This window comes from Candidatus Protochlamydia naegleriophila (genome assembly GCF_001499655.1).
Taxonomy (GTDB): Bacteria; Chlamydiota; Chlamydiia; order Chlamydiales; family Parachlamydiaceae; genus Protochlamydia; species Protochlamydia naegleriophila.
In genome coordinates this window covers 227951-248847 of record NZ_LN879502.1, presented here as the reverse complement: position 1 = coordinate 248847, position 20897 = coordinate 227951, and the positions used below count along the sequence as shown (strand labels likewise).

Sequence of the window (20897 nt, the reverse complement as noted above, 5' to 3'; positions counted from 1 at the left end):
ACTCATGAAAAATTCGCTACTAGATTAGCGAGGCGCTGCTTTTCCTTAATCAATTCGCTCATTTGCTTCTCATTTTTTGCCAGAATCTCTTCTTCCATGCCGTGTTTTTTAGTCGCATCAGCGATCTTTTTCCATACGTCTTTATTCACTTTCAATTCCATTTCCCATTTTCCGCCTTCGCATTTACTCATTTTTTTCAAGTTATTCAATAGCTCTTTTTCCAAAATTTGCTGTTTACTGCCTAAATCCGGATCAGTCGGCTGTAAAGACCGAATCTCTTCTTCAATTACTTTAATTTTCTCTGCTATCTTTTCTTTACCCTCTTTCTCGCTACCAATCGAAGCGTATAAATTGGCCATCTCGGCATACTTACCAGCAGCAAATTCGTTTTTAAAGCGAATCAACTCCTTAATCTCTGCCGTATTGACTTCAATATTTTTATACTTTTCATTAATCGCTTTTAATTGACTATGACTAGCAGCTAAAGCCGACTTGGTCTGTTGCAGTTCGTTGAAAAGCTTTTGCGTAGAAATGCGAAGGCCAAAAAGAGAACTAAAGAAGTTGCCAACTTTTTCGAAGAACGTTTTCTCTTTTCGTTCCTCTTTATTAGTCAACTTGGCTTGAATCGAACTCAATTGCTTGGGCGCAATTGGCTGATCAATAGATTGCTTGTCAATAATAGATTTGAAAATATTGTGAACAATTCTGCGTTCATCCGTTGTTAAACTTTTAAGTTCATTCACATCCGCCTTCTCAGCCATGTGATAGACAGCAGCTGCATCATTTTCTCTTACTATCATAATTAACCTCGTAAAAAATTAATTACAAATCCATATTTACATTATAAATTTAAATATTAATAATTCATTAATTTAAAATTATATAACAAAAAAAGTGTTTATTTAAGATCAAAAAGAAAATATTTTCACCTCTATTTTATTCATATTATTCATTGGAAATGAATATAAAATTAACGCAATGTAGTTGTTATTAATTCTAAAAAAACGAGATTTAATTGATGAATTTAACAATCAATCTGCCGTTGTAACCTTACCATCACATCGAGAATTATCTTCAGTCTCAGGCTATTGCGAGCATGCCTGTTTTTTCTTCCTCAAACGGCTCAACAAGTGTTGTACGGGATGGCAGCTCTAACGACTTAAAGCATTTGCTTATAGGCGTTTGCGGAATAACCTTCATTAGCTTTGCTTCACGCTACCTGCTTGAAAATAAAAACTGGCTGGAAATTATCTGAAAGGATGGATGAGCGCATTGCCGGGTCACAGTCTGTCTATTCAGCTTTTAGTGATAAAAAGATAGATCACTTCGAAGAATTTGCCGCTCTCGCACTAGGCATAAGCATGCTTCCAGTTCCAGAAATCGATGCTGAACAGGCCAGATGACGTCAACATGCGGGCTATTTTAAATCTGTCAAATGGAGTGTATTCCCCCCTCACACTGAAGACCACAAATTCAGCACATGCTATTTTATATCACCGAGAAGGGGAAAGCATGCATATCCTGGATCCAAATATCGGACTGCTTGCCTGCCAAAGAGAGCACGCCTTTAATCTTCTGTCTAAGGTAATTTCCAGCTATTCGCCGCCAGCTGGTAGAACAGATCACAATCTCGAGGCAAGCCGCTTTGACATTGCTCTACAAAGTGATCAATTACCCTGGAAAAGAGTATTTGTAGAAGGCATTGGGTAGGATCAGCCTATCGAAGGGACTATTGCCCCTCTCCGGCACGCAGCAGCCGCTCAGCGATTGTTTCCCACAATCCTTCGCGCGAAAAATCCATGTCGACCCATGCAACCTTTGCATCTTCTTGATCGAGCTGCCGCAAAATCTGATAAAGATTTTCGGCTACTGGATCCGGATCATTGAGCGAGCCCATCAATAGAACGCGTTTGCTAGATGGATAAAGGCGCTCTTTAAATCCCAAGACAAAATCGGCTTTTTCAATCTCCATCCCATTTCCTAAAATCAACTTCGCCTTAGGTGCATAGTGGCGGAAAAGCTGGCCGGGGCAAAGAGGCTGAGCATGCCTAAAAGCCTTAACGCTATCAGGATGGTATCCCAATACAGGTTCAAAAAGCTCTGCGGAAAGAGCACCTAAACGGACAATGACCCATCTCGGGCTGTCATAGTAAAGAATGGTCGATTCTAGCCCTTTAGCGCATGCACCTCCATCTAACACCGGAAAATCTGGACCAAAATCGCACTCGACGTGCTCAGCTCTTGTCGAAGATGGTTTTCCAGATAAATTGGCCGATGGCATGACAAGGGGCCCGACTTCTCGAATCACCTGTAAGGCAAGATCGTGATTAGGCATGCGAAAACCGGCAGTTGGAAGATCTGCACGCGCAAGAGCCGGGACTAAATGGGGTTGAATGGGAACGATGAGAGTCAATGGCCCGGGCCAAAAAGCCTGAGTCAAGGCTTCGAAAAGAGGTGGAAGCTCTTGCGCGTATTTTAATACATCGGCTTGGCTTGCCACGTGAATGATCAAAGGATTATTCAGCGGCCGCCCTTTCAACCGAAAAATCTCTGCGACGGCAGCCGGCGTATTCAAACTTGCCGCCAGTCCGTAAACTGTCTCTGTCGGCATGGCAACAACGTGCCCAGCTTTGAGCTTATCAATAGCTTGGTCAATTGAAATATGCATAGATTTATTTCAAACAGGTAATGGAATCATGAAGAGCCTGATCGAGCTGATCAATCTCTTCAAACGTATTATAGAAAGCAAACGATGCCCTGGCAGTAGCCGGCACATTAAAAAATTTCATGACAGGCTGAGCGCAGTGATGGCCCGTGCGCACCGCAATCCCCTTTAAATCCAGGAGCGTCCCAATATCTAACGAGTGAATTCCATCGATCACAAAGCTGATCAGAGCCCCTTTTTGAGCCGCTTGACCAATGATGCGAAGCCCTGGGATGTGCGAAAGCTTATCGGTTGCGTACTCCAATAAACGATGCTCATAGGCTTGAATATTGTCGAGTCCAATCTGATTAAGATAGTCAATCGCAGCTCCTAATCCCATCACCTCTGCAATCATCGGAGTCCCAGCCTCAAACTTTAAAGGCAGTACATTATAGGTGGTTTTAGAAAAAGTGACGGTTTCAATCATGTCGCCGCCGCCTTGATAAGGAGGCATTTGATCAAGAAGCTCGGCCTTGCCGTATAAAATGCCAATCCCCGTTGGCCCCATCAATTTGTGCCCAGAAAAGACAAAGAAATCCATGCCCAACTCTTGCACGTCGATTTTCAAATGGGGTGCGCTTTGTGCACCATCGACAAGCACCTTAGCACCGGCCTCATGTGCCTTTTCAACAATCTCTTTAACCGGATTAATTGTCCCAAGCGAATTCGCTACATGCGTGACAGCCACAAGCTTAGTTTTAGGGCTCAAGAGCTTTACATACTCATCAAACAGGAGCTCCCCTTTCTCATTCATTGGAATGACTTTTAGCGTCGCCCCCCGGTCTTCGCATAAGAGTTGCCAGGGAACAATATTAGAGTGATGTTCCATGGCACTGATGAGAATTTCATCGCCCGGACGCACAAACGCCTTGCCGAACGAATAAGCGACCATATTGATCGATTCGGTTGTTCCACGTGTAAAAATAATCTCTTCCACTTGGGATGCATTGAGAAAGGCCTTTACCTTATGGCGTGTTTTTTGGTAATCCTCGCTCGAGCGAATCGCTAATTCATAAACAGCGCGATGCACCGTTCCATAATGATTGCGATAGAAATCGTCAATACAGTCAATGACAACCTGCGGCTTTTGAGAGGTGGCAGCTGAATCTAAATAAACAAGCGGATGGCCATGCATGGTTTTGCCAAGCATTGGAAAATCTTGCCGAATTCGTTTGACATCAAGCTGCTCAATCCCCTTCATAGTCAACCCTTGGTTAAATAGCGTTGTGCTTTTTCCGATATTAATTCCCTTAACGACTCTAATGGAATCATTTCAATAACCTGTTCTGCAAATCCATAAATCAGGAGATTTTTCGCTTCAGATTCTGGGAATCCACGCGTCTTCATGTAGAAGAGCTGTTCCGGATCTAATTGCCCGACCGTCGCTCCATGAGAAGCCTTGACGTCGTCTGCAAAAATTTCAAGATTTGGCTTACTATCTGCATGTGCATGATCACTTAATAGCAGATTATTATTCAGTTGAAAAGCTTCAGTTTTTTGGGCAGCTTGGCGGACCATGATTTTACCCTCAAAGCTTGAACGACTAAAATCATTTAAAACGTTTTTAAACAGCTGATAGGAACGACAATTAGGCGCTTGATGATCGATAAAAATGTGCGTATGAGCCTCACACTTACCGCCCAACATGCACACACCATTTAACAAGGCTTCCGCATTTTCTCCTGCTAGAGAAATGCGATAGTCTGTGCGCACCGTCATTCCCCCATCCGTGATACACACAGTCTTAAAAGTTGACTGCCGTTTTAGATGGGCTCTAACTGCTTCAAAATGCCATCCTTGCGGATGCTCATCATTCAAGATTTGAGTATAGTGAACATGAGCGTCTTCCTCTAATACAAAATCGGAGACCTGATTGATAAAGTAGCCATTGGTTGCAGACTGCTTCAGCGCCGAAATCACTTTAACATCGGATTGAGCACCCACAAAGAGATTGATTCTCGGCATGAGCATGAGCAATTGATCCTGCCCATTCACGAGATTCAACACCTGAATCGGTGCTTCGATAACGGTCTTGGGTGGTACATAAACAAAGGCCCCTTGCCTGTGCAAAGCGCTATTGATGATGGCAAACGTATCGTCTTCTTCTTTTAGAGATTTCGTCCAATGATTGTTAAAAAACGTACCAAATGTCTTTGTTGCCTCTTGCAGGGTTGAAATGACCACTTGCGATGGCAAAGCCTGGGTTTGCGAAAGCTCTGGACAATACTGCCCATTGACAAAAACGAGAACGGATTGCTGGCATTCTGGATAAATGAGAGAAGCAATTTGTTCAGATGAAATGCCAACTTCTTCTGGAAGCTCATAATTTTGAGAAAAGAGATGCCGCAGTTTGATGTAGCGGTAAGCCTCTGTTTTTTTTGTCGGTAAACCAAGCTCTAAGAATTGACTCCACGCTTTCTGACGGGCTTTTTGCAAAGCATCTCCTTGATGCATAGCGGCAAGATGCTTTTCCAACAACGTTGTAAAAATTTTCTGCTCTAGCCCCAACTCTGCCATCATGAAACAACCCCCTCTTTCGGCGATCGAACGAGCCAGTCATAACCTTTGCTCTCTAGCTCGAGTGCCAAATCTGGACCGCCCGATTGGACAATTTTTCCACCGAGCATGACGTGTACAAAATGAGGTTTAATGTAATCGAGCAGGCGTTGATAGTGTGTGATGAGGAGCAGGCCCATCTCCGGATTCATCAATTGATTAACCCCTCTTGCTACGATACGCATGGCATCGATGTCCAAGCCAGAATCCGTTTCATCCAACAAAGCCAGTTCCGGACTCAAAACAGCCATTTGCAAGATTTCATTGCGCTTTTTTTCACCGCCCGAAAAATTCTCATTGACGTTACGATTGCGGAGCTCAGGCTTAATTTCCATCTGCTTCATTTTTTCATCCAAAAGCGCTTCAAATTCACTCGTAGAAAGCTCAGGCTTGCCTTCTGCTTTGCGCTTAGCATTGTAGGCAATTTGAAGAAATTGGCTGTTGCTGACGCCTGGAATTTCAACCGGATATTGGAAACTCATAAACAACCCCAAATGGGCTCTCTCTTCCGGCTCCATCTCGAGCAAGTTCTGCCCTTTAAACCATGCCTCTCCGGCAGTTACTTCATAGGCTGGATGGCCGGCTAAAACTTTTGCCAGGGTAGATTTACCAGCACCGTTAGGGCCCATGATCGCATGAATCTCGCCTGGTTTAATGTGAAGGTTAACACCCTTTAAAATAGGAGTCCCGTCGACTGTAGCGGTTAATTCTTTAATTTCTAGCATCACTCATTCCTAATCTAATATCCAAACGGAGCTTAGCACCGCCTGGATCGACCTTAATATTTATTTGATTGATTACCCTACTGAATTTTCCAACTTAATGGCCAAAAGCTTTTGCGCTTCGGCGGCAAATTCCAAGGGGAGTTCTTTGATAACATCTTTGCAAAATCCATTAACAATCATATTGACAGCATCTTCTTTGGAGATTCCGCGCGATTGGAAATAGAATAACTGCTCTTCATTCATCTTGGATGTGGAAGCTTCGTGCTCAACTTGGCTGGAAGCATTACCCACTTCGATATAAGGAAATGTATTGGCAGAACACTTGTCGCCAACCAGCATAGAGTCGCATTGAGTATAGTTACGCGCATTAGCGGCACGAGGAGCCACTTTGACTAGTCCTCGGTAACTATTATGCGATACATCGGCAGAAATGCCTTTGGAAACAATCGTTGAACTCGTATTTTTTCCAAGATGAATCATCTTGGTTCCAGTATCGGCCTGCATATGCCCATTCGTCAAGGCAACGGAATAGAATTCACCAACCGAATGATCGCCTTGCAAAATGCAGCTTGGATATTTCCACGTAATGGCAGCACCCACTTCCACCTGCGTCCAAGAGATTTTCGAACGAATACCGGCGCAGCGCCCTCGCTTGGTAACGAAATTGTAGACGCCCCCTTCACCAGTATTGGGATTGCCTGAATACCAGTTCTGCACCGTTGCATATTTGATTTGCGCATCATCCAAAGCGATCAGCTCAACTACGGCCGCATGCAGCTGGTTGTTGCTAAAGGCAGGTGCTGTGCATCCCTCCAAGTAGCTAACATAGGATCCCTCTTCGGCAATGATTAAGGTGCGCTCAAACTGGCCAGACTCTTTATCATTAATGCGGAAGTAGGTCGACAATTCCATAGGACAGTGCACGCCCTTGGGGATATAGACAAAAGATCCGTCGCTGAAAACAGCCGAATTAAGCGTTGCAAAGTAGTTGTCGCCGATTGGAACAACGCTGCCTAAATATTTGCGCACCAATTCGGGATGTGTATGCATAGCCTCAGAAATCGAACATAGAACCACGCCCACATCTTCTAATTTCTTCTTAAAAGTCGTTCCAATAGAAACAGAGTCAAAGACCATGTCAACGGCAACATTGCTCAAACGCTTCTGCTCCTCTACCGGAATTCCCAAGCGCTCGAAAGTCTTTAATATTTCAGGATCTACTTCACTCAAATCATTGAGTACAGGCTTCTTTTTAGGAGCGGAATAATAAGTAATATCTTGAAAATTAATTTTAGGATAATTCACATTCGCCCAAACAGGCTCTTCTGATTCTAGCCACCTTTGATAGGCCTTGAGTCGGAATTCCAAAAGAAAATCTGGTTCGTTTTTTTTAGCCGAGATCGCACGAATGGTTTCTTCATTCAACCCTTTGGGAAGACTCTCCGTTTCCACATCTGTAACAAATCCATATTTATAATCGGAGGCGTCGCGACTAAACATCGACGATTCTGCAGTCATACTAGTCCTTTATCCCAATAATAAGCTTAACTTTGTATTCATGATATTTTTAAAGACCGTCAATTAATAAAATCATTTAAGAAGATGAAAGTGGAATCGACCAAAAAGAAAACTCTCGAAGGAGAATTTTAAAACTCTTAGAAGGAAACTCCCTCTAGCCTGGCCAAGACGCAAATGAATGTTTAAATAAATTCATTTAATTTGATGACAGTCACTTAACACATAAGAAAGCATAACCTATTCAAGAGGGACGTGTCAATTTGTATTTATAACCCTTCCTTGTCATTATAATTGCAAAAAAACATTGACACCCAAACAAAGCTATGCAATTTTAACTTTTTTTTCCGCTAACCTAAGAGACGATGTGAACATGCTTAAAACAGCCTTATCTCTGCTTCCTCAAAGACTCCAAATCCCCATTAAAAAATTTGCCAGAAAGTTTTTTAATAGGCCCTTAGGAAGGGAAGAACTTGCGGATGTTTATTTAAAAGGACAGGGCATTGAAATTGGCGCGCTACATCAACCTCTTGCAGTCAGCAGACATGCCAGAGTGAAGTATGTCGATCGGTTTTCTCTTAAAGATCTAAGAGAACACTATCCTGAACTCCGTCATCTTCCCCTCGTTTCCGTCGACATTATTGACGATGGAGAAAAATTGAGCACCATCAGCAATGAAACGCAAGACTTTGTCATTGCCAATCACTTTGTGGAGCACAGCCAAAATCCTCTCTTAACCTTAACCAACCTATTCCGTGTGTTAAATCGAGGAGGCGTATTGTACATCGCTCTCCCAGACAAACGCTATACTTTTGATAAGGATCGTCCCATCACACCGCTTGAACATCTTCTAAAAGATTATAGCCAAGGGCCCGAACAATCAAAACAGGCACACTTCGAAGAATGGGTGCGCCTCGTCAATAAAATTGAAGAGCCAATCGCAGCCAAAAAACAGCTAGATAACCTTATCGGCACAGATTACAGCATCCACTTTCACGTCTGGACGCAAAGTGAAATGCTCGAAATGTTTCTCGCCTTAAAAAAACAGCTGCAGATTGCATTCGACATCGAAGCATGCCTTAAGAACGGCGGTGAATTCATCCTTGTTTTGCGCAAAAATTAAGCTCAATTAAAGCAAATAGGCGTGAATCTATTGACCCCCTAGGTCTCTTATAAAGCGATTGTTCATGAGTGCATTTGCCAAACAATCCTGTCTCTTCATCATCCGTTTTTTTCTATTTAGCTAATTTTTTATACTGTTTTCTATTTAGCTAATCTTTTATAAAAAATCACCCGCGTAAAAATAATTAAGAATAAGCCGGTAATTTAAGTAAAAAATAAAGGAATAATCATGCCTATTGCAAATTGTATCAATACTTTTTCAAATGACCGTTTGCTTGTAGATGCTTCGGTAGAAATGTTTGCAAAAACAAATAATAAACTCATTGTACCACCTGAAATTGTCCGCCTTATTTTTTTATTCTTGGATAAGGCCAGCGACTTTTGCAAAGTCAATTTAGTGAATCGAGCCTGTTATATGATCTCGCAAGATCCCACTTACACCCCTTTCAACTGGGTTCTCTTCTCGCCAGTCATTGAGCGTCAAGAAAAAAGCAGCCCTATACGTTTAATCTTTTATGCAAATGAAAACCAAAATGAAGAGCGATCGCCTATTCTAGTCATGGAAAAATATGTCAAACACAATTACTGGAAAAAGCTCATTCAATTATTTCAAGCCGAAATGCTTCCAAGCGAGGAAAAAATACTCGATCACCTGCTCCTTGCGGCTGATCAGGGCTATGAATGGCCCATACAGCACCTCTTAATCTTTTCCAAAGAAGGTTACCTGGGAATCAATCCAGCAGATGAAAAAGTCGAAAGAGACTATTTCGAATTAGCCATGAAGTGGGCTGAGAAAGGATCTCGAGCCGCTATCGAATTTTTAATGTCAACTTTTGAATCTGCTGAAACAGGGAATCAAAAAACCAATCAAGAGCGCCTAGCGCTTGTCAAGAAGTTTGCATTTCGAGGCTCGGAAGACGCTATTAGATTCTTACTAGTCGCATATGGCGAGGGATTCCTTGGGCTCAACGTGTTTGACGCCAAGATTCAACAGGAAGGATTGGCATTGGCCCATCAATTTGCTCAGCAAGGCTCAGAAGCTGCCATCGAATATCTATTAGAATCCTCTTTAGATGGCAAACTTGGACTGGACGAAACAGATCCAGATGTTAGAGACCAATATTTAGCGCTTGCAAGAGAGTATGCCGATACATTTCATTCAGAAGCCGCAATTGCCTTCATAATAAATAGCTTGCTTTATCAAATCATCGACCTTAACGATAAAGACGACATGCATGCTTGTCTGAAGACAGCAAAGCACTATGCAGAACAAGGATCGGAAATGGCCATTGAATTGCTATTGAATAAACTTGGCGACCAGTCAAACGAAAAGCAAGAGGCATTTATACGAGGAGGCGCGTGCTCTTTAGCGCAAACCTATGCCGATACATTTAAATCTGAAAAAGCGATTACTTTTCTTCTGAAAGAGCATTCTAAATTTAGCTCCGATACGCGCACAAAAGAAATAGGAGTCGAACTAGCTAAAAAATATGCCAGCGAAATGCATTCAGAAGCTGCCATTGATTGGCTGCTCAATGACAGCTATTTAACGCATTGGACACTTGAACCCATAACCACAGAAAAGCTAAAAAAGCGCTACACAGATGCGAAATTTTTCGCAGATTGCAAATCAGAAAAAGCCATCGAATATTTTCTAGATGGGCACCTCAGCGACGACGGTTTGGAACCTCTCCCTCTTTTTGATTTAGGACTGAATCTCACAGATTCAAGTACCTACAAAGAAGGCTTAAAAGAAGCTAGAAACTATCTGCAACAAGGTTCGATCTCAGCCCTCAAATTCTTAATCAAAGCCTCTTGCGTAGCACACTAATTCTAAAAAGGTAGGGAATGATTGTTCCCTGCCCTTTCACCTAAACTTTAATTTAATAGCCTATTGCTTTTATTGAACTGATTCAACAACAATCATTCCTCTATAAATTTCCAATCAGCCATAATTAGGTAGTCCCAAGCAGAATTTTAATAATTATAAAATTGCATCACTAACTTTTAGTAACCTTCACTCTTCTCAACCAAATTCTTTTTCAACCAACACATATTTGGAAAAATGTCGTATGATATCTCCTGCTTTTATTCCTTCTTCGATTAGACACCTTTCAGATGAAGACTTCAACACTCAGCTTTTTTTAACACTCTTTTCCAAAACTAAAAGAGCGCTGACAATTAATTGCGATCTCATTCAGAAGATTTTTTCATTTTTACCTCCATCAGGTTTATGTACAGCCAACCTAATCAATAAGACTTGCTATGTGGTTTACCACACTCCTCATCTTAAGGCATTCGAATGGATCTTTTTTTCTTCAGTGATTAGACAAAAAGAACTGCGACATCCTTTTCCCCTCATTCAATACGGCGATGGCTCTAGTTCTTTGCCCCCAGCCTTGTCCACAGTCGGTCCCCATGTATTAATCATGGACCGCTACGTCAAACACAATTACTGGAAACAGCTCATCGAGCTGTTATCCTCTGGCAAAGAATTGACATATGCTGACATTTTGGATCAATTCCGTTTAGCAGCCGATCAGGGGCATGAGCCAGCAATTAAGCATTTTATCGACTTGTATTTACAAAATTGCCTCGAATACGAGGAGGTTGATGAAAAAAATCATAATGAATTTTTAGATGTTATCCATCGATATGCCGATCGGGGCTCAGAAAGTGCTATTACTTTCTTAGTAGGTCACTTCATAGAAAACACCGAAAATGGCGACTCAAGCACACAGGAGAACCGTCTGAAACTTATCAAAAAATATGCCAATCGGGGCTCGGAAGCGGCTATTAAGGGCGTGTTAGATGTTTTTTGCAAGGGGGCATTTGGAATTAATGCAAATGATGAAAAGACGCAGAAGACATGCTTAAATATGGCTCAAAATTATGTTGAAAAATTTCAATCAGAAGCTGCTATCGAATTTATTTTGAAAGCTTACAAAGAAAGCCTACTAGGTTTTAACTGGAAAGATTACCAAGTTCAAAAACAGTGCATGCAATTCGCCAAAAAATATGCAGCTTTAAAATCTGAAACTGCAATTGCCTTCACATTAGACATGCAAGCAGAGCGATTTAAGCTCTTGCAAACAAAAGAGGCCCAACAGGAAGCTCTCCTATTAGCAGACTATTATGCCCGCAAGTTTAGGTCTGAAGAAGCAATTAACTTTCTATTGCAAGCTCATAATTCAAACAGATTAGGGCTTGCCAGCAGCGTTGAAAGAAGGAAGAAAAGAGATGCCCTGGCTCAAGAGTATGCCGACGCTGGCTCGGAAGCCGCCATTAAATTTATACTTCGCTCAAAAAGCATCGTAAAGCGCTATGAAAACGCCAAAAAATATGCGGCTCTTAAATCGGAAAAAGCTATTAAATACATGTTAAAGGCAACATGCAACAGAGTTTTTTTGCTAAGCTCTGATGAACCGATTGCGCATAGATGGAAACTGGCAATCAAGTATCTTAAACAAGGATCTTTAGCGGCTCTGAAAATGATGATTCATGCCTACCAAATAGAATTTGATTAGTTCTGTTATAGGTCGAAGACCTTGACCATCCAGTATTTACAAGCCGCATAAAAATAACAGGGTGACTTTAGCCGTTTGTATAAGCGCATGTCATTTCGAGCTGACAAGAGACGGAAGCGACGGGGCACTTTGGAGCGGTCTTGTTGCCAGCCACGACAATGATAGGCGATAAGGCTTGGGTCAAAAATAAGCGACCATCCTTTTTGCCTCAAACGAATTGAAAGATCAATGTCTTCCTTATACATGTAAAATGAGGGATCCATCACCTGATAAGGAGCTAGTAGTACGCTCTTAAGCGCTTTGTGGCGGCAAAACATCAATGCCCCACAAAGAGCTGGAACGGCTTCTTGTTTGCTATAGAGATGCTCTTGATACATCTTTCCCTGGTCTCGATCAAACCAGCGACCATACCAGCTGCGAAAGATGCCAGAAGAATCAATGCGACCCGTTGGCCTCTTTTGGCTGCGATCGTATCCAAGAAGCCATCCTGATAGCGCTCCAACACTCGAAGCTCTCTCTTCTTCCATGAGGGCAATCGCTTCTTGAATAAATGTTGGAGTCAAAAAGGCATCGGGATTCAAGAACACAACGTAATCAGTTTGCGGGGGAACATGGGATAAACCAAGGTTATTCCCCTGGCAAAAGCCGATGTTGTCTTGCTCCAACCTTAAATGGATAACTGGATCTTGAAGCAAATCTTTCAAATAAGCGGTCTCATTCGAGCCACTGTCAACAATGACGATTTGATCGACCAAACACGTTTGCTTTTTAAGGGCGTCTAAGCATGAGGAAAGATCAGCTTGGCTATTATGCGTGACAATAATAACCGAGCATGAAGGTTTTTTGTTGCTAATTGAAACGGTCTGCATAACGCCTTTAGTCATTAAACTGTCTGCGAATCAGTCACGACAAAAGTCACCTTGTGTTTATCGTCTTTAATAAGCTGCATGTAAAAATCTAAATCCTCCACCTTCTCATGCCCAACACTGATGGCAATTGATGGGAAAAGAGGAATCAAACTTTCAGCTTCTGCACTTCTTGGTAAAGACCTGCTGACGCCAATGATCCAATCATAGCGTTCTTGTAAACGGCTAATAAGCTCCTTAAATGCCTTAGAGCTCAATAATTCCACCGCATAACGGCTCGCTCCACCGGCTTGAATGACATCCCCGCGCGATGTTGATTCAATCGTTGGGAAATCTACCTGCCCTTCCAAATACTGCAAAAGACCTGTTGAAGAAGCAATCGCCGTTTCATCAAAATCCAAGTGCAGCAGAATGACTTTTTTGCCCTTTTTGACAAACAGCTCGATTAAGTCGGTCGAGTAATCAGGGCCAGATCCTTCAATAAGCAGCAGTCTTTCTGCCTCTTTGATGGCACTTAAGCCGCTATCCAAAATAGTCGGAGCCACATAGCTGCGCAGTCTGCGCAAGGTTTCAAGATCGTCGTCACTAATCGGCGTATCGGAATGAGGTTGATAGCCAGAAGATAATGTTCCAGAGACATGGTGCCCCATGAGCTTCAAGTTTTCAATCGAGACTTTCAACCCTTTGCTCAAAGTAGAGCCAAGTACGAGGCCTGCACCGATGATGCCTCCAAATACACCGCCCAGGATAATTGACATGAGTAGATTAGGCGTCATAGGATGAACTGGTGGTAAGGCGCGGTCGATTGGAGCCGATTGAATGACTTCCAGGTTATGGGTGATATTTTTAGATTCAACCATTTTAGCTATCTCTTCAACAATCAACTGATTGGTATCGACTTCTTGTTCGATGAGCTGCTCTGCCACCCATTTTTTGGGAATGCCAGCCATTTCAGTATGGATATTGCGCAAATGCTGTTTAATTAGCATTCTTTCTTGCCTTAAGTTCTCCATTCGCGATTCGATATAGTCTTTTAATGTGTTTTCCAACAAAGAAACTTGCTGATGAATAAGTTCTAGGCTCACACTTTGCAGGGCATAGACTTTTTCATCGACCAACTTCTTATTCAACTCCATCAATTGGACCATTTGCTTGAGATGCAGCGATAAAAAGGTCCTTTGCAAGGCCAATTCATTCTTTAATCGCTCTTGTTCTTTTGAGCTTTGGTTGTTCTGATCTTTCAGAGTTAAGACAAAGTTGCTAGCCTTTTTGATCATATCCTGGCTGATCGGATCGGTTAGACCCGCGCTCAAAGACGTAATTTCAAAATTCGGGTCTTCCATTTGAGAGATGAAAAAGAGATTTTGTCGAATAGTAGCCTCGATTTGAATCACCTGTTTAGAATACTCGACATACAGCTCTTCAGCAATTTTAAGATCAATGCCCTGATACTCTCCGGATGGATTTTGTTGGTGCGTCAATCGGGCTTGCAAGATTTTCTCGTGAACATTAAATAGACGCTCAAGATTGGTCAGATAAAACTGAAAGCTTTCTCGCGATTTCTGCCATTCGATCGGATCTGTTGCTTCAAGAATACTCAAGCGGTCAAACCACCCCTTAATCAAGAAGCGCGGATCATCTAAAAGATTGGATGGCGCCGGCTCAAGATGCTGATGAAAGCGATCGATCACGTCTTGCAGCTCAATCGTATATTGTTGAATTTCTTTTAGTTCCTTCAATTGCTGATCAAGCGAAAGGTGAAGGTCATCTCCGCGCAAGGCCGCTTTTTTTTGAATTTCGATTTCCAAACCATCGCAACGCTGCTTATAGCTGCGTATTTCAGCTAGTAGTTGATTGATTGTGGCTGAATCCCCTTCATGGAGCTTGTAGCTGTCATAGTAGACGTAGCTATTACTATGGACATTTTCCAGGCGTTTGAGCTCTAGTTCATTAGCCAAAAGCTTTTCGCGATATTCGTGTTGGCTTTTTGCCAAAAAATCCATTTCTTTATTTGTATCGACAAAGCCGGAATGAAATAGATCGTTAGACAAATTATCCGCATGCCTTTGCATAAGGTCTGTTAAATTAGAAGCGAGCTGCGATTGCCTCGTATGCAAGTAATCGAGCTGCATCTGGGCAATTTTGTTATGATGCCTTTTCAAATAGTCTTGATAGCATTGCATCGTCGTATTGATAAAAACGCTCGCTGCATGACGATCGCGGCTTTCATAAGCCAGTTTGAGGACGCCCTTATCAGCCTTTGCGCTTTCAATTTGGAGCCTTCTACATAAGTCAGCTGAGGTATTAGCCAAAGAATTAATGGCTAAGGTAATCTTTTGCGGAACAATATCTTGCCCTTCAGAGGCGACGAGGGTAAAGCTTGCTTGATCGGCGACAAAAGGCACTCCAAGCTTTCCTTTAGCCTTTTTTTCAACATCACCGGCTTCCTGCACCTCAAATGTCCCGTCTGCTTCCAACTCGATGATAAAAGCAATCGGTATTTCTCCTTGATAATCTAAAGCATCAAGGCGAACAGGACAGTGCAGATCTTCTAAAACAGGTTTTGGAGACTGTTTGAAAGCATTCCATGCAATAAGCAAATTACGGCGTATCTTCTTAGTTATCCCTTCTGCTTCGCATTGCTGTATAAGGGTTCCTTGCAAGTGCAGTTTGTTAATGACTTCCCGCATAAGCTTGCGCGATTTGATCAATGAACTCGCCTCATTTTCCTGCCCCCCTGATAAGCCATCGCTGCTAAGGAGTTGAAGCAAAGAGTTTGAAACCATTCCAGATTTAATACTTCTTTCCCGAAAGGTCGCCTCAGCACGATACTTAATGGGTTGAATGAGCGCTAACAAGGCGCCCAATGATCCCAAAACAATGACCCAACGCAAGATGCGCATTTTGGATTGGCGAAATAAAGATAAAATATCAGATAGCGTAATAAGAAGCTTATCGTCTGAATCCTTGTGCTTGTTCATTGCTAACCCTTAATCTCTAAACATTCTATACGTTCCATAAGCTGCTTGAGCGCCTAAACAGCTTGGCAGGAGTTGGTCGATGAAGCGGTTCCATTGCGTGATTGGCTTCTCGGAAACATAAACGGTATCGCCCGGCATTAAAAGCAGGCTATCATTAGGCAAGTGGATGATGTGATCCCAGGAAAGAACATAAATCTTTGGATTCTGCAGATTTCCCCGAATCACCTGTATGCAGTCTCGATTACCTGTAAAGGGAATTCCACCAGCCGATACAAGGGCTTCACGCAGCGACATAAAACCATAGGGCAAGTTAACCGCCCGCGGATGTCCGACCTCTCCCATAACCATGACAGTTGCATCACTTGGGGCAGCAATGAAGATACGATCCCCGCCATACATGACGATATTTTGCGTCATATCTCCCTGATTCATCAACTTGTACAAATCGATCGGCAACTGCTCACCGTCCCTTACCACATAACTCTTAAAAAAGTTGGCATTATTGGGCACTTTTGCCAAAGCTAGTATTTCGTAAAGGCGGATTTTTCCATCGACTGCAATGACAGGAGTCGCAACAGCGCCTGTCAGCTCAACTTTGCGCGATAAGCGATCTTTGTAGTTAAGAAAGACTTCTATGTCTTGAATCTGCTCTCGATAGCATAGTTGAATTTTTTGACGAGCCTCTTCCAGGGTCAAACCAGCGACTTCAATCGGTTCAATATCTGGCAAATCGACTTTGCCTTCGCTTACACGGAAACCGATGGTTTCGTTGATAAATTGAATAGAATCCATAACATCGCGGCGTTTGGGATGATAAACGGCGATATTGAGGATATCATCTTCAGCGATGACATCTTGATACTCGTCCATTGCATCACAGGCTAATTCACCAACTTCAACGCCTTCCATATCTAAAATAGCAAGTTTCCCCTGCCTGATTTTGTAAGAGTCGATGACAAATTCATCTGCCCCAAAAATATCATAGTGATGACAAGGGCGGCTGCAAGAACTGAAAAGGAGGAGACATAATAGGGCTGTGGCAAAAAATTTCATTACTAAACCATTAAAGAGGGCATAAACAAAAGAACCCTTGAGATAAGGGCACATATGCAAGAGAGTGTTGTCGTTTAAAATCTTTCTACTTTTAGGACTCATACTTCTTAGCTGATTTCGCATTAAATCGAAAGGTTTTTCTCTTTAAAGAACTCTCTTTAAAACAGATCAAATCTGCTTTGCAAGATTTAAAGCTTCTGTTTTAATAACCGTGCCCTATATATGCTGACCCAAGATCTACTATGACCCATTTTTTTGACAAAAAACTCTCCCTTTTCATTTTGTTCTTCAGTCTTCCGCTGTTATTTCTTCCCAAAATCAATCTCATTAGCTTTGATTCAGAAACAGCCGGTTTACGCATCGATGACTTTCTTTTGTTCTTATTTGGGGGATTATTGATCTGGTCACATGCCATGCTTCACAAGCGTCTATATAAAATCGAAGGATGGATCCTGGCCCTGACTTTCTTTTCTATCCTTTCATTTATGTCCAACCGCTTTTTAGTGGCCAACGGTTTTGTCCTTTTAGACGCCAAGATCTTTTACGCAGTCCGCCTCTTGGAATACTTCCTGTTTTTCTACATCGGCGCTTTAGCCTCCCGCTTTCATTTGGGCAAGGTTTTCATCCAGGGGTTTTTCGTTTGGAACTTTTTGCTCATGACCCTGCAAAAATTCAATTTAGCAGGAGCCATCACAGTCGTAGGTTATCACACCGATGTTTCAAGCCGCGTGCAAGGAATCGCTTCTTTTCCCTCTGAAATGGGGCTCCTGCTCAATTTGCTCTTTTGCTACATGATCTATGATGACAGCTATCGCTCTAAAATTGTCGATCTATTTGCTTCCCCCTTTTCACGCTATGTTCTGCGCAAAAGCTACTTGTATTGGATGTTTGGCTTATTTGGAATATTTGTCGTATTCACAGGCAATCGAATCTCTTTGGTAGCCCTATTCATATGCTTTCTTGGCAAACTAAAACAAGAGGTCAACTGGAAGTCAAGCGGAACCTTTGTCCTCATCGGCATTGTCACCCCTCTTGTACTATCGATCCTCGTCTATCTAATATCGCAAACAGATTCCATTTCCAGCCGCAGCGCCAGCTTGTTTTCAATGAAAAATATTCAATTGGCACACGTTGTCTGGAATAAAATCGACATGACCAAAAATCCCGTTGGTAACGAAGTTATTGCTTCAGATGACTATGATATGAGTTGGTGGATGCGTATTCACAAATGGATTTTTGTCATAAAAGTCTTCGTCCATCATCCAGAAATTTATTTACAAGGCCTTGGACCTGGCTTTGCCTGGTCGGCACTAGATGGCGGGATTTTGAGAATCTTTGTAGAGTACGGCCTGATCGGTTCGTTTATTTTTTGGAATTTTTTCCGCTCGCTAGCCCGCATTAATATGCAGTTAAAGTGGATGACGATCGCCTTCTTCATCAATATGGTCTTTTTTGATGCCTATTTAGCCTATAAGACGATGAGCTTTTTCTTTTTTGCTGCCGGTTATGCCTTTGAAACAACACACCGTCCACTCATTGTTGCAGACAAAAAAACAGGTCCTGTCAATCCGAATATGACTCAACAACTCGCATCTCTTTAGGCAGCGATCGCTATCCTCGAACGACGTTGATCAGAGTTGCTGCAGAAGCCAGCGATTGCCCAAGCTGATCCCATCTTTTTCAATTCCGATTTCGTACTTAAGAGCCTGCTGCTGAGAACAGACAGCAAACTTCAGCAGGATATCTTCTTGCAAGATTTGTTTTTTATTCAGAATGGAGCATTCCAATTTAATCTGGTATTCGCCTGGATGAAAAAGACTTAAGTCTATATCAAAAGCCAAACGATGAAGCCCCGCAGTTTCTATGATGTCCTTGTGTTCTTCGTGATCACAAAGGCGCGAACGGGCAATGGTCTGATTACGTGAATTTAAAACACTGAATCCAAGCATTAAATCGGAATGCGGCTTGAGAACTTCAAAATTCACCTGTAAGGCGGTTCGCTCGCCTTGATAAAAGAAGCCCGTATTAGAGCCTGGGAATGCTAAGGCCGCCTGGTAAATGCGGATGTGTTCATCTCCAAAATCACCCTTCCATTCCAAGCCTGCCACAGGACAGCTGCGGATGTAACGGCTGACACACGTTTCGATGGGCTCAAACGCCTTAAGCTCCCCTTTTTCAAGAAACACACCCTTGTTGCAAAGGGAGAGCACCGAGTTAATGCTATGACTGACAAATAAAACCGTACTACCTTTAGATCCCATTTCATTCATCTTTTTGAGGCATTTCTCTTGGAATTGAGCATCGCCAACTGCCAGCACCTCGTCTACGATCAATAAATCGGCATCTAAATGAGCCGCAATGGCAAATCCAAGACGCATAAACATGCCACTTGAATAGCGTTTGATGGGCGTATCCAAAAATTTCTCAATATCGGCAAAAGCTACAATTTCATCAAACTTACTGCGAATCTCTTGATAGCTCATTCCCATAATTGCTCCGTTGAGCAAAATGTTCTCCCTTCCAGTCAATTCGGGATGAAAGCCTGTTCCCACTTCCAAAAGACTTGATACGCGCCCTCGAATTTTGAGCCTGCCAGTTGTGGGCTCTGTGATACGAGAAAGAAGCTTGAGCAGCGTCGACTTACCAGCCCCATTGCGACCAAGCAAGGCCACGCGATCCCCTTCTTGAATGGAAAGATTGATATCTTTCAACGCCCAGAACTCTTCATAGGTTACCCTTGCTTGAGCCGGGGCGCGCCCAGTTAGGCGGCGCAATGACTGCTTTGCCCAATTAGTGGCAATTTCCTTAATTGAAGCATAAGGTTGTTGCTGCTCATGGGAAATGAGGTACTTTTTGGATAAATTTTCAATTTCTACAATAGTCATAACGCCTATCTAAATGATGTCTGCAAAAATACGTTCCATTTTACGAAAATAGTAAAAACCTGTCACAAGCAAGAGGGCATTAATCGCACACGACAAGAGCACCGCTAGAGGAAGGTCGGTGTGGAATTCTCCAAAACAACACCAGCGAAAACCCTCAATCATGCCTGCCATCGGATTAAGGAAATACAGCCAGCGCCATGGTCCCCCAGGAATAAGAAAGCTTCCATATCCAACCGGTGAAATGAACATACCAAATTGGACGACAAATGGGACTATAAAGCGGATATCTCTAAAGCGAACCGAAAAGGCAGCCATCCATAAACTTGTTCCAACCGATAATAGTAAAGTTAAAGCCATAAAGACGGGCAGAAAAAGGATCGTCCAATGAAGCGGCGTTCCAGTAAACAAAAAGGCTGCAAACAACAATCCCAGGCTAATAAGAAAATCGGTGAAATTCACTAAAATATAACTGATTGGCAAAATCATGCGCGGAAAATAGACCTTGGAAATCATTGAGGCATTATTGACCAAACTATTGCTAGAATCAACTAAGCAGCTAGCAAATAGCTGCCAGGGAAGCATGCCTGCTAAAATAAATAAAGGGTAATTTGCATGTCCAGAAGCTAATCCAGCAACTTTTCCAAAGACAAAGGCAAAAACGGCCATATTCAGCAATGGACGGATCAAGGCCCAAAGCACTCCTAAAAAAGTTTGCTTATAACGCACGACAATATCGCGCCAAGTGAAAAAGTAAAGGAGCTCGCGATAGCGAAAAAAATCCTTCAGATATTCTTTTTGCGTTCCACTCGCGTCGATAACAAGATTAAATTCTGCGCTTTTTTTTGACATACAGGAGGGATGCCTCGACTTAGCTATTGCTCTTGTGTAAAAAGTTTGCTATGAGAACGATGATTAAAATAAATTTTACTATCTTTATAAAATCATAATTTCAGTTAAACTTTT

The 20897-nt window shown here is 42.4% G+C and carries 17 protein-coding genes; 6 read left to right on the top strand and 11 right to left on the bottom strand.

All coding sequences use genetic code 11. The features are described 5' to 3' along the window. Positions 1-2 precede the first annotated feature (2 nt). Positions 3-800 carry a hypothetical protein gene (locus tag PNK_RS00980; RefSeq protein WP_059059741.1) on the bottom strand — a complete coding sequence of 266 codons (798 nt, stop codon included), beginning with the start codon at positions 798-800 and terminating at the stop codon, positions 3-5. Between the two features lie 423 nt (positions 801-1223). Here PNK_RS00980 and PNK_RS13275 point away from each other — a divergent pair, with 423 nt between their 5' ends. Together PNK_RS13275 and PNK_RS13580 are read left to right on the top strand one after the other, a co-directional pair. Continuing rightward, positions 1224-1403, top strand: a complete 180-nt coding sequence (locus tag PNK_RS13275; RefSeq protein ID WP_158021654.1) for a hypothetical protein — start codon at positions 1224-1226, stop codon at positions 1401-1403. Next, positions 1384-1710 carry a hypothetical protein gene (locus PNK_RS13580; protein ID WP_162264029.1) on the top strand — a complete coding sequence of 109 codons (327 nt, stop codon included), beginning with the start codon at positions 1384-1386 and terminating at the stop codon, positions 1708-1710. The genes PNK_RS13275 and PNK_RS13580 overlap by 20 nt, the downstream gene beginning before the upstream one ends. Positions 1711-1729: 19 nt before the next feature. Here the strand turns inward: PNK_RS13580 and PNK_RS00970 are convergent, their stop codons facing one another. From PNK_RS00970 to sufB, 5 genes are all read right to left on the bottom strand, one after another. Continuing rightward, the gene (locus PNK_RS00970) at positions 1730-2668 is read right to left on the bottom strand and encodes an L-threonylcarbamoyladenylate synthase (protein WP_032124850.1); all 939 of its coding nucleotides are present in this window, start codon (positions 2666-2668) and stop codon (positions 1730-1732) included. A 4-nt stretch (positions 2669-2672) separates the two neighbouring features. Next, positions 2673-3905, bottom strand: a complete 1233-nt coding sequence (locus PNK_RS00965; protein WP_051981824.1) for a cysteine desulfurase — start codon at positions 3903-3905, stop codon at positions 2673-2675. A 2-nt stretch (positions 3906-3907) separates the two neighbouring features. Continuing rightward, positions 3908-5224, bottom strand: coding sequence for a Fe-S cluster assembly protein SufD (gene sufD / locus PNK_RS00960; protein ID WP_059059738.1), 1317 nt, complete (start codon positions 5222-5224; stop codon positions 3908-3910). After that, positions 5221-5985, bottom strand: a complete 765-nt coding sequence (gene sufC, locus PNK_RS00955; protein WP_059059736.1) for a Fe-S cluster assembly ATPase SufC — start codon at positions 5983-5985, stop codon at positions 5221-5223. Before sufC ends, sufD begins: the two co-directional genes overlap by 4 nt. A 72-nt stretch (positions 5986-6057) precedes the next feature. Next, positions 6058-7503, bottom strand: a complete 1446-nt coding sequence (sufB, locus tag PNK_RS00950) for a Fe-S cluster assembly protein SufB (protein ID WP_173636858.1) — start codon at positions 7501-7503, stop codon at positions 6058-6060. A 370-nt stretch (positions 7504-7873) separates the two neighbouring features. Between sufB and PNK_RS00945 the strand changes: the two genes are divergently transcribed. The 3 genes from PNK_RS00945 to PNK_RS00935 all read left to right on the top strand — a co-directional run bounded on the left by PNK_RS00945 (position 7874) and on the right by PNK_RS00935 (position 12149). Further along, positions 7874-8623, top strand: a complete 750-nt coding sequence (locus tag PNK_RS00945) for a class I SAM-dependent methyltransferase (RefSeq protein WP_079992746.1) — start codon at positions 7874-7876, stop codon at positions 8621-8623. Positions 8624-8851: 228 nt separating this feature from the next. After that, positions 8852-10453, top strand: a complete 1602-nt coding sequence (locus PNK_RS00940) for a hypothetical protein (protein WP_059059735.1) — start codon at positions 8852-8854, stop codon at positions 10451-10453. 241 nt (positions 10454-10694) lie between these two features. Beyond that, positions 10695-12149: a hypothetical protein gene (locus PNK_RS00935; RefSeq protein WP_059059733.1), complete on the top strand. Its 1455-nt coding sequence runs from the start codon at positions 10695-10697 to the stop codon at positions 12147-12149. Positions 12150-12154: 5 nt separating this feature from the next. On the opposite strand, the gene PNK_RS00930 is transcribed toward PNK_RS00935, so the two are convergent. The 3 genes from PNK_RS00930 to PNK_RS00920 are packed head-to-tail and all read right to left on the bottom strand — an operon-like array spanning position 12155 to position 17049. Continuing rightward, complete coding sequence (locus PNK_RS00930) at positions 12155-13018, bottom strand: glycosyltransferase family 2 protein (RefSeq protein ID WP_158021653.1); 864 nt, start codon at positions 13016-13018, stop codon at positions 12155-12157. Positions 13019-13032: 14 nt separating this feature from the next. Further along, the gene (locus tag PNK_RS00925) at positions 13033-15996 is read right to left on the bottom strand and encodes a hypothetical protein (RefSeq protein WP_059059729.1); all 2964 of its coding nucleotides are present in this window, start codon (positions 15994-15996) and stop codon (positions 13033-13035) included. Positions 15997-16005: 9 nt separating this feature from the next. Beyond that, complete coding sequence (locus tag PNK_RS00920; protein ID WP_032125863.1) at positions 16006-17049, bottom strand: polysaccharide biosynthesis/export family protein; 1044 nt, start codon at positions 17047-17049, stop codon at positions 16006-16008. Positions 17050-17291: 242 nt separating this feature from the next. On the opposite strand from PNK_RS00920, the gene PNK_RS00915 reads away from it, so the two are divergent. Beyond that, entirely contained in the window at positions 17292-18650 is a 1359-nt protein-coding gene (locus PNK_RS00915; protein WP_059059727.1) for a hypothetical protein, read from the top strand. Positions 18651-18680: 30 nt separating this feature from the next. Here PNK_RS00915 and PNK_RS00910 read toward each other — a convergent pair whose 3' ends face one another. Both PNK_RS00910 and PNK_RS00905 read right to left on the bottom strand, forming a co-directional pair. Beyond that, positions 18681-19934 (bottom strand): ABC transporter ATP-binding protein, encoded by a 1254-nt coding sequence (locus tag PNK_RS00910; RefSeq protein WP_051981821.1) that lies wholly within the window; start codon positions 19932-19934, stop codon positions 18681-18683. A 9-nt stretch (positions 19935-19943) separates the two neighbouring features. After that, positions 19944-20783 (bottom strand): ABC transporter permease, encoded by an 840-nt coding sequence (locus PNK_RS00905; protein WP_059059725.1) that lies wholly within the window; start codon positions 20781-20783, stop codon positions 19944-19946. Positions 20784-20897: the final 114 nt, after the last annotated feature.